Source organism: Chitinibacter sp. ZOR0017 (assembly GCF_000799095.1).
GTDB lineage: Bacteria > Pseudomonadota > Gammaproteobacteria > Burkholderiales > Chitinibacteraceae > Chitinibacter > Chitinibacter tainanensis.
In genome coordinates, this window is record NZ_JTLG01000012.1 from 1 (window position 1) to 15,725 (window position 15,725).

The 15,725-nt window shown below is 51.2% G+C and carries 12 protein-coding genes, 1 tRNA gene and 1 pseudogene; all 14 read right to left on the bottom strand.

The features are described 5' to 3' along the window. Nucleotides 1-85 (bottom strand): GTP-binding protein (locus L991_RS17185; protein ID WP_047392346.1); only part of this gene is annotated, 85 nt, incomplete at its 3' end. A 17-nt stretch (nt 86-102) separates the two neighbouring features. Then, nucleotides 103-2,202, bottom strand: a complete 2,100-nt coding sequence (gene fusA, locus L991_RS03545) for an elongation factor G (RefSeq protein ID WP_028448454.1) — start codon at nt 2,200-2,202, stop codon at nt 103-105. Nucleotides 2,203-2,229: 27 nt separating this feature from the next. After that, a complete protein-coding gene (gene rpsG / locus L991_RS03550) occupies nt 2,230-2,700 on the bottom strand; it encodes a 30S ribosomal protein S7 (RefSeq protein ID WP_028448455.1) in 471 nt (156 codons plus the stop codon). A 110-nt stretch (nt 2,701-2,810) separates the two neighbouring features. Next, nucleotides 2,811-3,185: a 30S ribosomal protein S12 gene (rpsL, locus tag L991_RS03555; RefSeq protein ID WP_028448456.1), complete on the bottom strand. Its 375-nt coding sequence runs from the start codon at nt 3,183-3,185 to the stop codon at nt 2,811-2,813. Nucleotides 3,186-3,361: 176 nt separating this feature from the next. Continuing rightward, nucleotides 3,362-7,588 carry a DNA-directed RNA polymerase subunit beta' gene (gene rpoC / locus L991_RS03560; protein WP_047392350.1) on the bottom strand — a complete coding sequence of 1,409 codons (4,227 nt, stop codon included), beginning with the start codon at nt 7,586-7,588 and terminating at the stop codon, nt 3,362-3,364. 84 nt (nt 7,589-7,672) lie between these two features. Next, complete coding sequence (gene rpoB, locus L991_RS03565) at nt 7,673-11,845, bottom strand: DNA-directed RNA polymerase subunit beta (protein WP_047392353.1); 4,173 nt, start codon at nt 11,843-11,845, stop codon at nt 7,673-7,675. A gap of 192 nt (nt 11,846-12,037) precedes the next feature. Continuing rightward, the gene (gene rplL, locus L991_RS03570; RefSeq protein ID WP_028448459.1) at nt 12,038-12,415 is read right to left on the bottom strand and encodes a 50S ribosomal protein L7/L12; all 378 of its coding nucleotides are present in this window, start codon (nt 12,413-12,415) and stop codon (nt 12,038-12,040) included. Nucleotides 12,416-12,466: 51 nt separating this feature from the next. Then, complete coding sequence (gene rplJ / locus L991_RS03575) at nt 12,467-12,991, bottom strand: 50S ribosomal protein L10 (protein ID WP_047392356.1); 525 nt, start codon at nt 12,989-12,991, stop codon at nt 12,467-12,469. A 223-nt stretch (nt 12,992-13,214) separates the two neighbouring features. Further along, nucleotides 13,215-13,907 carry a 50S ribosomal protein L1 gene (rplA, locus tag L991_RS03580; RefSeq protein ID WP_028448461.1) on the bottom strand — a complete coding sequence of 231 codons (693 nt, stop codon included), beginning with the start codon at nt 13,905-13,907 and terminating at the stop codon, nt 13,215-13,217. Then, nucleotides 13,908-14,339, bottom strand: a complete 432-nt coding sequence (rplK, locus tag L991_RS03585; RefSeq protein WP_028448462.1) for a 50S ribosomal protein L11 — start codon at nt 14,337-14,339, stop codon at nt 13,908-13,910. 85 nt (nt 14,340-14,424) lie between these two features. Further along, complete coding sequence (gene nusG / locus L991_RS03590) at nt 14,425-14,958, bottom strand: transcription termination/antitermination protein NusG (RefSeq protein ID WP_028448463.1); 534 nt, start codon at nt 14,956-14,958, stop codon at nt 14,425-14,427. Between the two features lie 15 nt (nt 14,959-14,973). Beyond that, a complete protein-coding gene (gene secE / locus L991_RS03595; protein WP_028448464.1) occupies nt 14,974-15,330 on the bottom strand; it encodes a preprotein translocase subunit SecE in 357 nt (118 codons plus the stop codon). Between the two features lie 66 nt (nt 15,331-15,396). After that, nucleotides 15,397-15,472: transfer RNA gene (locus L991_RS03600), tRNA-Trp, on the bottom strand. A gap of 47 nt (nt 15,473-15,519) precedes the next feature. Continuing rightward, nucleotides 15,520-15,725, bottom strand: a pseudogene (gene tuf / locus L991_RS16840) (elongation factor Tu); the annotation flags it as partial.

The window sequence follows — 15,725 nt, forward strand, 5'->3', positions numbered from 1 at the left end:
TCAGAGTGGTTTTACCGTGGTCAACGTGACCGATGGTACCTACGTTAACGTGCGGCTTGGTCCGCGTAAACTTTTCTTTAGCCATTTTACAAATTCCTCAGATTATTTTTTAGCTGCCATGATGGCATCAGCAATGTGCTTCGGTGCGATAGAGTAATGCTTAAATTCCATTGAGTAAGTTGCACGACCTTGCGACATTGAGCGCAGAGTAGTCGAGTAACCAAACATCTCAGACAACGGAACTTCAGCTTTAACCATCTTGCCACCAGCAGGATTGTCATCCATACCTTGCAAGATACCGCGACGAGAAGAGATATCACCCATGATATCACCCATGTACTCTTCTGGCGTCTCAATTTCCACAGCCATCATCGGCTCCAGAATCACCGGACCAGCACGACGCATTGCCTCTTTGAAGGCAATAGAACCAGCCAACTCGAAGGCGATCTGCGAAGAGTCAACATCGTGGTAAGAACCAAATGTCAGGCGTACTTTTACGTCCACAACTGGGAAGCCAGCCAACACACCAGACTTCAGTGTATTTTGGATACCCTTATCGACAGAAGGAATGAATTCGCGAGGAATTACACCGCCCTTAATTTCATCGATAAACGAGTAGCCATTACCTTCACCAGCTGGCTCGATAGTGATCGTACAATCACCGTACTGACCCTTACCACCAGACTGTTTGGCGTGCTTACCCTGAACATCAGCAGCGATTTGGGTAATGGTTTCGCGGTAAGCCACTTGTGGCGCACCTACGTTAGCCTCTACACCAAACTCACGCTTCATCCGGTCAACCAGAATCTCGAGGTGCAACTCACCCATACCAGACATAATGGTCTGGCCAGTTTCTTCATCGGTACGAACGCGGAATGATGGATCTTCTTTAGCCAAACGACCCAGCGCCAGACCCATTTTCTCTTGGTCAGCTTTGGTTTTTGGCTCAACTGCAACGTGAATTACAGGCTCTGGGAACACCATGCGCTCAAGCACGATAGCATGGTCTGGATCACACAGAGTTTCACCAGTAGTCACATCTTTCAAACCAATCGCAGCAGCGATATCACCAGCACGTACTTCATCGATTTCTTTACGATCGTTAGCATGCATTTGCACGATACGACCGATACGTTCTTTCTTGCTCTTAACCGAGTTCAGAACAGAGTCGCCTGAATTCAATACGCCAGAATAGACGCGGAAGAAGGTCAACTGACCAACATACGGGTCATTCATCAGTTTGAATGCCAGAGCAGAGAATGGCGCAGAGTCTGAAGCAGGACGAGAAGCCTCTTGCTCGCGATCATCCACACCTTTAACGTCTGGAATATCCAATGGTGATGGCAAGAATTCAATCACTGCGTCCAACATACGTTGAACACCTTTGTTTTTGAATGCAGAGCCACACAGCACTGGCTGAATTTCACACGCCAGAGTACGGGTACGCAGAGCAGCGATAATCTCTTCTTCGGTCAATTCGCCGGTTTCGAGATATTTGTTCATCAGCTCTTCAGAAGCTTCGGCCGCAGACTCGACCATCTTCTCACGCCATTCTTGCGCAACTGAAACCAGATCCGCAGGGATATCGCCGTATTCAAACTTCATACCTTGCGATGCGTCATCCCAGATGATCGCTTTCATTTTCAGCAGATCAACAACGCCTTCGAATTTGTCTTCCGCACCGATAGGCACTACAACAGGTACCGGATTCGCTTTCAGACGAATTTTCATCTGCTCAACCGCACGGAAGAAGTTGGCACCTGAGCGGTCCATCTTATTCACAAATGCCAAGCGAGGTACGTTGTATTTGTTAGCTTGGCGCCATACGGTTTCTGACTGTGGCTGAACACCGCCCACAGCACAATAAACCATACAAGCACCATCCAGAACACGCATTGAACGCTCAACTTCAATCGTGAAGTCAACGTGCCCTGGGGTATCAATAATGTTTACCAAATGCTCTTGGAACTGCATGCCCATACCTTTCCAGTAGGTAGTGGTTGCAGCCGAAGTAATGGTAATACCACGCTCTTGCTCTTGCTCCATCCAGTCCATGGTGGCTGCGCCATCATGCACTTCACCGATTTTGTGATTTACACCGGTGTAGAACAGGATACGTTCGGTTGTGGTAGTTTTACCAGCATCAATGTGAGCAGAGATACCAATATTGCGGTACCGCTCAATAGGGGTTTTACGTGCCACGGTTTAATCCTTATTGGAAAAACGTAATTAGAAGCGGAAGTGTGCGAACGCCTTGTTAGCATCAGCCATGCGATGCACTTCATCACGTTTTTTCATGGCGCCACCGCGACCTTCAGCAGCATCCAGAAGCTCACCCGCCAGACGCAGATCCATTGACTTCTCGCCACGTTTGCGCGCCGCTTCACGGACCCAACGCATCGCCAATGCCAGACGACGACTTGGGCGTACTTCTACTGGTACTTGGTAGTTAGCACCACCGACACGACGGCTTTTCACCTCAACGGCAGGTTTTACATTGCCGATTGCGGTGTTAAATACTTCCAGCGCATCTTTGCCAGATTTTTTAGCGATCTGGTCCAGTGCGCCATAAACGATGCGCTCAGCAACGGCTTTTTTACCGTCCAGCATTACAACGTTCATGAATTTAGCGAGTTCAGTACTACCAAATTTTGGATCTGGCAGAATCTCACGCTTCGGTACTTCTCTGCGTCTTGGCATAAATTTACTTCCTTAATGTGACATTCAGTTGGGGATACCCCGCGGACATCTATGAAGATGGCCACTTACTTGACAGCTTTTGCTCTGCGCTGCCGCACAGACCGTGCAAATTACGCCTTAGGACGTTTAGCACCGTACTTAGAGCGAGACTGCTTACGATTTTTCACGCCAGCCAAGTCCAGAGAGCCGCGTACGCAGTGATAGCGCACACCTGGCAAGTCTTTTACACGACCACCGCGAATCAGAACCACGCTGTGCTCTTGCAAGTTATGGCCTTCACCGCCGATGTATGAGATCACCTCAAAACCATTGGTCAGACGAACTTTACAAACTTTACGCAAAGCGGAGTTTGGTTTTTTTGGAGTAGTGGTATACACACGAGTGCACACACCACGCTTTTGCGGACACGCCTGCAGAGCGGGTACTTTGCTCTTAGCGACTTCCGCGACACGCCCTTTACGGACGAGCTGGTTGATAGTTGGCATTGTTTCTAACTTCCTACCGCGTTTAAATAAAAAACCCTTAGCTTGCGCAAGGGAATTGAGTTTCCAAAAGGAAACGCTGCGACCGGCATTTCACCTGTCGCAGCAAAAGACTTTGAATTATAAGGAACTTGACAAGAGAACGTCAACGCCTTCAGCGCAAGCGGAAGGCGTTCCTATTATTCAGCTGCTGTTTCACCTGCTGATTCGGCCATCACTTCAGCCGCAATTTCTGCAAACGGCATCAGAGCTTCCGCTTTACCCTGCAGGCGCTTGCGGTTTTTGTGGTACGCAAGACCTGTACCTGCCGGGATCAGACGCCCCACGATCACGTTTTCTTTCAGACCACGCAGATCATCGATCTTACCCATAATCGCCGCTTCGGTCAGGACACGAGTCGTTTCCTGGAACGACGCAGCGGAGATGAACGAGTCAGTCGACAGCGATGCTTTGGTAATACCCAGCAGAATATTGTCAAACTTCGCAGGTTCTTTGCCCTCAGCCAGCAGTTTGTCGTTCGCGATCAACACTTCGGCGCGCTCAACTTGCTCACCCAAGATGAAGTCTGAACCACCGGCATCAGAAATCACGACACGACGCAGCATTTGACGCACGATAACTTCAATGTGCTTGTCATTAATCTTCACACCCTGCAAGCGATAAACCTCTTGCACTTCATGAACGATATAACGTGCCAAGGCTTCGATCCCTTGCAGACGCAAGATGTCATGCGGATCAATCGGGCCATCCACGATCGTTTCACCGCGGTTAACCACTTGACCGTCGTGCACCATCACATGCTTATCTTTAGAAATCAGATATTCATGCGCAACACCCTCAAGGTCGGTCAGCACCAGACGTTGCTTACCTTTGGTGTCTTTACCAAAGCTTGCAGTACCCGTTACTTCTGCCAACATGCCGGCATCTTTCGGTGAACGAGCCTCAAACAGCTCGGCTACCCGTGGCAGACCACCGGTAATATCGCGTGTTTTCGCAGATTCTTGTGGGATACGGGCCAGAACATCACCCACACCTACTTGCTGGCCATCTTTCACCGTAATGATCGAACCAACTTGGAACGAAATGGTTACTGGGGTTTCAGTACCCGCCAGTTTGATCTCATTGCCAAACTCGTCCAGCAGTTTCACCAATGGGCGCACGCCCTTGCTCGAAGTGGCTTTCGCTTTCGAAGCAATAACCACTAGCGTTGACAGGCCGGTTACATCATCTACCTGTTTAACAACGGTCATCCCTTCTTCGACGTTTTCGAAGCGAACGGTACCCGCGTATTCAGTAATGATTGGGCGTGAGTGAGGATCCCATGTACCCAGCACTGCACCCGCTTTCACCGCGTCGCCGTCTTTTACAGTCAGCGTAGCGCCATATGGCACTTTGTGTGTTTCACGTTCACGGCCGTTGTCGTCCAGAACGATCACTTCCGCTGAACGGGCGATCACCACTGGCTCACCCTTAGCGTTAGTTACATAACGCATATTCGAGCTATAAGCGATCTTGCCGCCAGATTTCGCTTCAACCTGATTGGCTGCTGCCGCCCGTGATGCCGCACCACCGATGTGGAACGTACGCATGGTCAGCTGTGTACCTGGCTCACCAATCGACTGCGCCGCGATAACACCAACCGCTTCACCGCTATTCACCAGGTGACCGCGACCAAGGTCACGGCCATAACATTTCGCGCACAGACCATAGCGGGTTTCACACGTCAGTGGTGTGCGCACCAGCACTTCATCAATGCCACGCTCTTCGATCACATCCACTGCATCTTCGCTCAGCATCACGCCGGCTTCGAAGATCGTTTCTTGTGTCGAAGGATCAACCACGTCTTTAGCAACTACACGACCCAGGATACGGTCACGCAGGGCTTCAACCACGTCACCGCCTTGAACAACGGCCTTCATCGCCACACCATTTTTGGTGCCGCAATCGTCTTCAATAACCACCAAGTCTTGCGTTACATCGACCAGACGACGTGTCAGATAACCTGAGTTCGCTGTCTTCAGGGCCGTATCCGCCAGACCTTTACGTGCACCGTGTGTTGAGATGAAGTACTGCAGTACTGTCAGACCTTCACGGAAGTTAGTGGTAATTGGCATCTCAATAATCGAGCCATCTGGCTTAGCCATCAGACCCCGCATACCTGCCAGCTGACGAATCTGCGCTGCCGAACCCCGAGCACCCGAGTCAGCCATCATGTAAATCGAGTTAAACGATTCTTGCTCATCCTGTTTGCCGTTAGCATCCAGAACTGGCTCTTTACCCAGCTGATCCATCATCGCCTTCGCGATTTGATCACCGGCACGGCCCCAGATATCCACGACCTTGTTGTAGCGCTCGCCTTGGGTTACCAGACCTGAGCTGTATTGCTGCTCGATCTCTTTTACCTCGGCGTGGGCAGCTGCTAGCAGTTCCACTTTCTTCGCTGGCACCAGCATATCGTCAACGCAAATCGAAATACCGCCACGCGTCGAGTATGAGAAACCGGTGTACATCAGCTGGTCAGCAAACACGACCGTGTCTTTCAGACCACAACGACGGAATGAAGCATTGATCAGCTTACCGATTTCTTTTTTCTTCAGTGCTTTATCGATATGCGAGAAATCCAAGCCTTTTGGCAGAATTTCTGACAGGATCGCGCGGCCAACTGTGGTGTCACGACGCACCAAGCGGTATTCCCACTCACCTGCTTCGTTTTTCGACCATTGTTTCGTCCGCACAGAAACGCGAGTTTGCAGCGTAACGGCTTTATTTTGGTAAGCACGCAGCGCTTCAGACACGTCAGCAAAAATTGTCAGGCGTTCACCGGCATCGCTCAGGCGCTCACCTTTGGCATATTTTGCTTCGCGGGTCATGTAGTACAGACCCAATACGATATCCTGCGACGGCACAATGATCGGCTCGCCATTGGCTGGGGCCAGTACATTGTTTGACGCCAGCATCAGCGTACGCGCTTCCATCTGCGCTTCGAGCGACAGTGGTACGTGAACGGCCATCTGGTCACCGTCGAAGTCGGCATTGAATGCCGCACACACCAGTGGGTGCAGCTGAATCGCTTTACCTTCGATCAGGGTCGGTTCGAATGCTTGAATACCCAAACGGTGCAGTGTCGGCGCACGGTTCAGCAGTACCGGATGCTCACGGATCACTTCTTCCAAGATATCCCATACGACTGGCTCTTGGCTTTCCACCATTTTCTTGGCGGCTTTAATGGTTGTCGCCAGGCCCATCACTTCCAGCTTGTGGAAAATGAATGGCTTGAACAATTCCAGCGCCATCAGTTTTGGCAGACCGCACTGATGCAAACGCAAAGTTGGACCTACGGTAATGACCGAACGGCCTGAGTAGTCAACACGTTTACCCAGCAAGTTCTGACGGAAACGACCGCCCTTACCTTTGATCATGTCGGCCAGTGATTTCAGCGGACGCTTGTTCGCACCAGTCATCGCTTTACCGCGACGGCCGTTGTCCAGCAGTGAGTCGACCGACTCTTGCAACATCCGCTTTTCATTGCGCACAATAATTTCTGGCGCACGCAATTCCAGCAGGCGTTTCAGACGGTTGTTCCGGTTGATCACGCGGCGATACAGATCATTCAGATCGGAAGTCGCAAAGCGGCCACCATCCAGCGGCACCAATGGACGCAACTCAGGCGGCAGCACAGGCAGTACATCCAAAATCATCCACTCTGGCTTGATGCCTGAACGCTCGAAGGCTTCCAGCACTTTCAGGCGCTTAGCGATTTTCTTGATCTTGGTTTCAGAACCGGTGCTATCCAGCTCAGCACGCAGCTTGCTGATCTCTTGATCAACATCCATGGATTTGAGCAGCTCGCGTACCGCTTCCGCGCCCATCATTGCTACAAACTCGTCGCCGTACTCTTCGACTTTGGCGAAGTAGTCTTCTTCGGTCAGCAGCTGTGCGCGTTGCAGCGGGGTCATGCCCGGCTCGATGACGATGTATGCTTCGAAATACAGCACGCGTTCGATATCACGCAGTGCAACGTCCAGAACCATACCCAGACGTGACGGCAGCGATTTCAGGAACCAGATGTGCGCCACTGGGCTAGCCAGCTCGATGTGGCCCATGCGCTCACGACGCACTTTCGACAGCGTGACTTCAACGCCACATTTTTCACAAATTACACCGCGGTGCTTCAGGCGTTTGTACTTACCGCAAAGACATTCGTAGTCTTTGATCGGGCCAAAAATACGCGCACAAAACAGACCGTCACGCTCAGGTTTGAACGTACGGTAGTTGATGGTTTCTGGCTTCTTCACTTCACCAAACGACCATGAACGGATTTTCTCAGGCGATGCGAGCCCGATCTTAATCGCGTCAAATTCTTCGTCTTGGGTGACTTGCTTGAAGAGTTCGAGTAAGCCTTTCATTCCAATATTCTCCAGTGAGGGCAATCAGGGTATTAGCTGCAAAGCTAGGCAGATCCTAGCCTGCAGCCCTATACCTCACAGCAATCAATAGGTTTCCAGATCGATATCGATACCGAGCGAGCGGATTTCCTTAACCAACACATTGAATGACTCTGGCATGCCAGCATCAATGCGGTGATCGCCCTTCACAATGTTTTCGTATACTTTGGTACGACCATTCACGTCGTCAGACTTCACAGTCAACATCTCTTGCAGGGTGTATGCAGCACCATAAGCTTCCAGTGCCCACACCTCCATCTCACCGAAACGCTGACCACCAAACTGAGCTTTACCGCCCAATGGCTGCTGAGTTACCAGCGAGTATGGACCGGTTGAACGGGCGTGCATCTTATCGTCCACCAAGTGGTGCAGTTTCAGATAGTGCATCACACCCACGGTCACTTTACGCTCGAAGGCTTCACCAGTACGGCCATCGTACAGTTGCATCTGCGTTTTGCTGCTATTGAAGTCAAGCTGCTGCGTGCGAGCATCTTCATCTGGATAAGCCAGATCCAGCATCGCGCGGATTTCGCTCTCTTTCGCGCCATCAAATACTGGGCTCGCGAAGGTCATACCCTTGCGCAGGCCTTGAGCCAGATCCAGCACTTCAACATCAGTCAGACCCGCGATGTCTTCTTGCTTACCAGCGCTGTTGTAGATGCGATCGAGGTAGTTGCGAACTTGCTCCAGGTTTTGCTGATCGCGCAGCATCTTGTCGATGCGTTGACCAATCCCTTTAGCCGCCCAGCCCAGATGCACTTCCAGAATCTGACCGATATTCATCCGTGACGGTACGCCCAATGGGTTCAGTACGATGTCGACCGGTGTGCCATCCGCCATGTATGGCAGATCTTCCACTGGCAGGATTTTCGATACCACACCCTTGTTACCGTGACGACCGGCCATCTTGTCACCTGGCTGCAGACGACGTTTAACCGCAACGTACACTTTCACCATTTTGATCACGCCAGGTGGCAACTCATCGCCTTGGGTCAACTTACGTTTCTTATCTTCAAAACGCAGCTCGAACTCGGCTTTAGTTTGTGCGATCAGGTCTTTATTAGCTTCCAGCTGACGAGCGCTTTCTTCATCGGCCAGACGGATATCAAACCAGTCGTGCTTGTTCGCCTGATCGGCCAGATATTCAGCGGTAATGGTCGCGCCTTTAGCCAGCTTTTTCGGACCGCCGTTGGCAACTTTGCCCACCAGCATGTCTTCAATCCGCTTGAACAAGTCGGCCTCTACGATCCGCAGTTGGTCGTTCAAGTCTTGACGGTAGCGACGCAGTTGCTCATCGATAATCGATTGGGCGCGTTTATCACGCTCAATACCTTCACGCGTGAATACTTGTACGTCGATCACGGTACCAGTCATGCCTGAAGGCACGCGCAGCGACGTATCTTTAACGTCAGAGGCTTTTTCACCGAAGATGGCGCGCAGCAGTTTCTCTTCTGGCGTCAGCTGAGTTTCACCTTTAGGCGTTACTTTACCGACCAGTACATCGCCGGCTTCAACTTCAGCACCGATATACACCACACCTGACTCATCCAGACGGCCGAGCATACGCTCTGACAGATTGGAGATATCACGGGTGATCTCTTCAGGGCCCAGCTTGGTATCGCGCGCCATTACGCTCAATTCTTCGATGTGAATTGAGGTGTAACGATCGTCAGCAATCACCTTCTCGGAAATCAGAATCGAATCCTCGAAGTTGTAACCATTCCATGGCATGAAGGCGATGGTCATATTTTGACCCAGGGCCAATTCGCCCAAGTCAGTCGACGCACCGTCGGCAACCACATCACCCTTCGCCAGAATGTCGCCTTTCTTCACGATTGGACGCTGGTTGGTGTTGGTGTTCTGGTTAGAGCGAGTAAATTTAACCAGATTGTAGATATCTACACCGGCTTCACCCGCGATCACTTCGTCGTTGTTCACGCGCACAACGATACGAGTGGCATCAACATAATCAACCACACCACCACGCAGAGCGGTTACGGCAGTGCCCGAGTCGGTCGCACAAGTGCGCTCGATACCGGTACCTACCATTGGTTTTTCTGCACGCAGACAAGGTACGGCCTGCCGCTGCATGTTGGCGCCCATCAAGGCACGGTTCGCGTCATCGTGTTCAAGGAACGGAATCAGCGATGCGGCAACCGATACGATCTGGCTAGGTGCCACATCCATAAACTGCACGCGATCTGGCGAAGCCAAGATGGTTTCACCGGCTTCACGGCATGTCACCAGCTCATCGACCAGATTGTTGTCTGCATCGGTTTGGGCGTTCGCCTGAGCAATAACATACTTGCCTTCTTGAATCGCCGACAAATATTCGATCTCGCTGGTGACTTTACCATCCACGACTTTGCGGTATGGGGTTTCCAGAAAGCCATACTCGTTGGTGCGGGCGTAGCAAGACAGCGAGTTAATCAGACCAATGTTTGGACCTTCAGGCGTTTCAATCGGACACACACGACCGTAGTGCGTTGGGTGTACGTCACGAACCTCGAAGCCCGCGCGCTCCCGCGTCAGACCACCTGGACCCAGGGCAGAAACACGACGTTTGTGCGTGATTTCTGACAGTGGGTTGGTTTGATCCATGAACTGTGACAGCTGAGAAGAGCCGAAGAACTCTTTCACTGCGGCCGATACTGGCTTGGCATTGATCAGATCATGCGGCATCAGATTGTCTGATTCGGCTTGCGACAGACGCTCTTTCACTGCGCGCTCAACACGCACCAAGCCGGCACGGAATTGGTTTTCTGCCAGCTCACCAACCGAACGCACGCGACGGTTACCCAAGTGATCGATATCGTCCACTTCACCGCGGCTATTGCGCAGCTCGAGCAAGATGCCAATCACGGCGATGATGTCTTCAGTCGACAGTACGCCAGGACCAGTAATGCCCTTAGCGCCTACGCGCTGGTAGAAACGGCGCTGCCAACCCGGCGCTTTTTCATCCAAGCGATCTGGGTAAGCGCGGCTATTAAATTTCATGCGACCTACGGCCGACAGATCGTAACGATCTTCGGCGAAGAACAGGCCATTGAAGAGCGCTTGCACGGCCTCTTCTGTTGGCGGCTCACCAGGACGCATCATGCGATAGATCGCAACACGGGCTTGCCATTCGTCTGCAGTATCATCAGTCCGCAGTGTCGACGAAATGAAGCCACCTTGGTCAAGGTCGTTGATATACAGCGTGGTGATGGCTTTAACTTCGTTCAGATCCAGTTTTACCAACAGATCTTCGGTCAGCTCTTCATTGGCTTTGGCAATGATTTCACCAGTTTCTGGATTCAGCACGTCTTTCGCCAAGACGCGACCATACATGTAGTCCAGCGGGACTTGTACATGGGTCATACCCGCGGTATTGATATCGCGGATGGTTTTGGCGGTAATACGCTTATCTTTCTGAACCAGTACTTTGCCTTCGTCAGTCACGATATCAAATTTCGCAACTTCACCACGCAGGCGATCCGGCACCAGTTCCCAGAAAATACCGTCTTCACCCAATTGGAAGGTATCGGTATCAAAGAATTCAGCCAGAATCTGTTCAGGGGTATACCCCAGCGCCTTGAGCAGAATGCTCACTGGCATCTTACGACGACGGTCAATCCGGAAGAACAGCAGATCTTTCGGGTCAAACTCGAAATCCAGCCATGAACCGCGGTAAGGAATAATCCGCGCCGAGAACAGCAGTTTCCCTGAGCTGTGGGTTTTACCCTTATCATGCTCGAAGAACACACCAGGAGAGCGGTGCAACTGTGAAACGATGACGCGCTCAGTACCATTGATGACGAACGAACCGTTCCGGGTCATCAGTGGAATTTCACCGAAATACACGTCCTGTTCTTTTACTTCCTTGATTGTTGGCTTGGATGACTCACGATCCATGATCACCAGGCGCACACGGGCGCGCAATGGCGCTGCAAATGTGATGCCCCGCTGCTGACACTCTTTCACGTCAAACGCGGGTTCACCCAGTGTGTAGTGCACGAATTCGAGGCGTGCATACTCATTGTGCGAAACAATCGGGAAAATCGAGTTGAACGCAGCCTGCAGACCGATCTCGCGACGCCCTTCTAGGGGCACGCCCAGTTGCAGAAACTCGGAATAAGAGTCGATCTGAGTAGCCAGCAGAAACGGTACTTCGAGGACACTTGCCCGCTTCGCAAAACTTTTACGAATGCGTTTCTTCTCAGTGAACGAGTATTTCATACTCATAAACTCTCCATGGGTGGGGCGCAATGGACAAACCGCAAAACGCCCGCTAACAAATCAGTTGTGAGCGGTTTCTGGTTTGTCTGCTGCTGGTGCTACTTACAAACATGCTGTAAGCAAGCGCAGTATACAAACGCAAAAGGGCAGACGGATTGCTCCGTCTGCCTGAACTACTTAGCTAGTTAAGGATTACTTAACTTCAGCTTGTGCGCCAGCTTCGATCAGTTTCTTAGCGATCGCATCAGCATCAGCTTTAGAAACACCTTCTTTCACAGCTTTAGGAGCGCCGTCAACCAGGTCTTTGGCTTCTTTCAGGCCCAGACCGGTAACTTCACGTACAACCTTGATCACGCCAACTTTTTGTGCGCCAGCGTCGGTCAGGATTACGTCGAATTCAGTTTTCTCTTCTGCAGCAGCAGCAGCGCCACCAGCAGCAGCTGGGCCAGCTACGGCAACAGCAGCAGCAGAAACGCCGAATTTTTCTTCGAACGCTTTAACCAGGTCGTTCAGTTCCAGTACAGTCAGCGCGCCAACCGCTTCGAGGATGTCTTCTTTAGTGATAGCCATTTGTAAATACTCCTGAAAATCTTTTCGGATTAATATAGTTAAATTGCGAAATTATGCTTCGGCTGCTTCCGCAGCAGGAGCTGCGGCGCCTTCGCCTTTTTTCTCTGCCAGCGCAGCCAGAGCGCGCGCGAAGCCAGAAACAGGCGCTTGCATAACGAACAACAGTTTTGACAGCAGTTCTTCGCGGCTTGGTACAGATGCCAGGGCGGCTACGCCAGCTGCATCCATTACTTTGCCATCATAAGAACCGGCTTTCAGAACGATTTTGTCGTCTTTTTTCGCGAAATTGTTCAGTACTTTAGCTGCAGCAACTGGGTCTTCAGAAATACCGTACACCAGTGGGCCAACCATTTTGTCGGCCAAATCGGCGAACGGAGTTCCTTGTACCGCACGGCGTGCCAGCGTGTTTTTCAGAACACGCAGGTAAACGCCTGACTCACGCGCTTCTTTGCGCAGTTGAGTCATGCTGGAAACCTCGATACCACGATATTCAGCGACTACGATAGTCTGGGCTTTGGCAACTTCTGCCGCAATCTCAGCTACGACCGCTTTTTTGTCGTCAAGATTAAGACTCAAGGTCATTCTCCATTAGTTAAGTTCAGCGCATTGTTGATGCGCCACCCAATCAAACGGCGACCAATATTCAGGAGACTAATAACTAAACTAGGTTCAGCAAAAAGCCTGCATTGGGAGCACCGTCTGCGTAGGCTGGTGTTTGGGCACCTTGATTAAGCCAGCCAGATGGCTGGCACCTACGGTCTTTGACATTCTGGGGCCAAAGCCCCAGCCCAAAGTCGGATTACAGGACAGACGAAGTGTCTACGCGAACACCCAGGCCCATCGTGCTTGATACGGCGATCTTCTTGAAGTACACGCCCTTAGAGCTAGCTGGTTTAGCTTTTTGCAGAGCATCAACCAGAGCTGCCAAGTTTTCACGCAGATCAGCCACTTCAAAAGAAGCGCGACCCAGAGTTGCGTGAACGATACCACCTTTGTCAGTACGGTATTGAACCTGACCGGCTTTCGCGTTTTTAACCGCTTCAGCAACGTTAGGCGTAACAGTACCTACTTTCGGGTTTGGCATCAGGCCGCGTGGACCAAGAATCTGACCCAACTGACCAACGATACGCATTGCATCTGGAGATGCAATCACCACGTCGAAATCAATATTGCCAGCTTTAACTTGTTCAGCCAGATCTTCAAAACCTACTACATCTGCACCAGCAGCTTTAGCTGCTTCAGCGTTAGCGCCTTGGGTGAAAACAGCAACGCGTACTGATTTACCGGTGCCTTTAGGCAGAACAACAGCACCACGAACAACTTGGTCAGATTTACGTGGGTCAACGCCCAGGTTAAATGACACATCGATTGATTCGTTGAATTTAGCAGTTGCTGCGCCCTTAACCAGAGCCAGAGCTTCATCAGCTGCGTACAGTTTATTGCTGTCAACAGAAGCACGCAGTGCTGCCAGACGTTTAGAAACCTTAGCCATTTACACGCCCTCCACTTCAATACCAATCGAACGAGCTGAGCCCGCGATGGTACGCACAGCCGCATCCAGATCAGCACCAGTCAGATCAGCCTGCTTGGTTTTTACGATCTCTTCCAGCTGAGCACGTGTCACTTTACCTACTTTGTCGGTATGTGGACGTGGAGAACCTTTAGTGATGCCAGCTGCTTTTTTCAGCAGGATGGTCGCAGGAGGCGACTTCATCACGAAAGTGAATGATTTATCTGCAAAAGCAGTGATCACCACTGGAATTGGCAAGCCTGGCTCAACACCTTGTGTTGCAGCATTGAAGGCTTTACAAAATTCCATGATATTCAGACCGCGCTGACCCAGCGCTGGACCGATTGGAGGCGAAGGATTTGCTTTACCAGCTGGCACTTGCAGCTTGATGTAGCCAATAATTTTTTTTGCCACAGGACTACTCCTTAAAACGGGTCAAACGCCAATGCGAACATTAGCTCCCCAACTCAACACCCCCGACGTGCGGGGGCCTAGTTCATCAGGTTTTTTCTACCTGAGAAAACTCCAAATCGACCGGAGTGGCACGACCAAAGATAGATACAGCCACTTTCAGGCGATTCTTGTCGTAATCAACGTCTTCAACCGTTGCAGAAAAATCCGCAAAAGGACCATCGATCACGCGCAAAATCTCACCCACTTCAAAAGACACTTTGTGGCGTGGTTTTTCAGCACCATCCTGCACCTGCTGCATCATCCGCTCCACTTCTTTGAGCGGGATTGGCATCGGCTTAGTGCCTGTACCACCGATAAAACCGGTCACTTTTGGCGTACTCTTCACCAAGTGCCAGCTATCGTCGGTCATTTCCATTTCAACAAATACATAACCAGGGTAGAACTTACGCTCTGAAACCGCCTTGCGGCCACCCTTTACTTCCACCACTTCTTCTACCGGCACCAAGATCTGACCAAACAGATGCTCCATGCCAAGACGTGTAATTCGTTCAGTCAGCGCTTTTTGCACACTCTTTTCAAAGCCCGAATATGCATGCACTACATACCAACGCATTCCCATGCCTGATGCTCCGCCTTATTTACCGCGACCCAGCACGATATCGTAAAACACCCAAGCCAGGCCAGAATCCACAACCCACATGAACAATGCCAAAACCGCCACAAACAAGAACACAACCCCAGTCACCTGCCAGGTTTCTTTCTTGCTTGGCCACACAACCTTTTGCGCTTCTTTGATCGCATCACGGGCGTAATCAACAAAACCGCGACCAGTCTCGCTAAACCACAACACCGCAGCCGCAGCCGCTAGACCCGCAACTACCGACAAAGACCCGACAAAGGACTGCCCTGCGGGAACCAAATAAAAGCCAGCCACACCCAGCGCAACCAACGCGAGTGCCGCTACCAACTTCAGGCGTTCAATGTTTTGCATTACTTTCTGGCGACCCATAAAACAAAGCCGCCCCAAATCAAATTTGGAACGGCTCCGCTGATATCGTGGCAGGCGATGAGGGTCTCGAACCCCCAACCCCCGGTTTTGGAGACCGGTGCTCTACCAATTGAGCTAATCGCCTACGGAGAGGCGGAATTATAACTTAACTCCGCCAATTTTGCAAACTACTTATTCAATAATTTTCGCTACAACGCCAGCACCAACGGTACGGCCACCTTCACGAATCGCAAAGCGCAGACCTTGCTCCATAGCGATCGGGGCGATCAGCGTTACAGTGATCGATACGTTATCACCTGGCATAACCATTTCAGTGCCTTCTGGCAGAGAAATCGCACCAGTTACGTCCGTAGTACGGAAGTAGAACTGAGGACGGT

What these genes read in the sequence shown, in the direction of transcription:
- rpsG (WP_028448455.1), bottom strand. Translation starts at nt 2,700, where the DNA reads ATGCCAAGACGCAGAGAAGTACCGAAGCGTGAGATTCTGCCAGATCCA.
- rpsL (WP_028448456.1), bottom strand. Translation starts at nt 3,185, where the DNA reads ATGCCAACTATCAACCAGCTCGTCCGTAAAGGGCGTGTCGCGGAAGTC.
- rpoC (WP_047392350.1), bottom strand. Translation starts at nt 7,588, where the DNA reads ATGAAAGGCTTACTCGAACTCTTCAAGCAAGTCACCCAAGACGAAGAA.
- rpoB (WP_047392353.1), bottom strand. Translation starts at nt 11,845, where the DNA reads ATGAAATACTCGTTCACTGAGAAGAAACGCATTCGTAAAAGTTTTGCG.
- rplL (WP_028448459.1), bottom strand. Translation starts at nt 12,415, where the DNA reads ATGGCTATCACTAAAGAAGACATCCTCGAAGCGGTTGGCGCGCTGACT.
- rplA (WP_028448461.1), bottom strand. Translation starts at nt 13,907, where the DNA reads ATGGCTAAGGTTTCTAAACGTCTGGCAGCACTGCGTGCTTCTGTTGAC.
- nusG (WP_028448463.1), bottom strand. Translation starts at nt 14,958, where the DNA reads ATGGGAATGCGTTGGTATGTAGTGCATGCATATTCGGGCTTTGAAAAG.
- secE (WP_028448464.1), bottom strand. Translation starts at nt 15,330, where the DNA reads ATGCAAAACATTGAACGCCTGAAGTTGGTAGCGGCACTCGCGTTGGTT.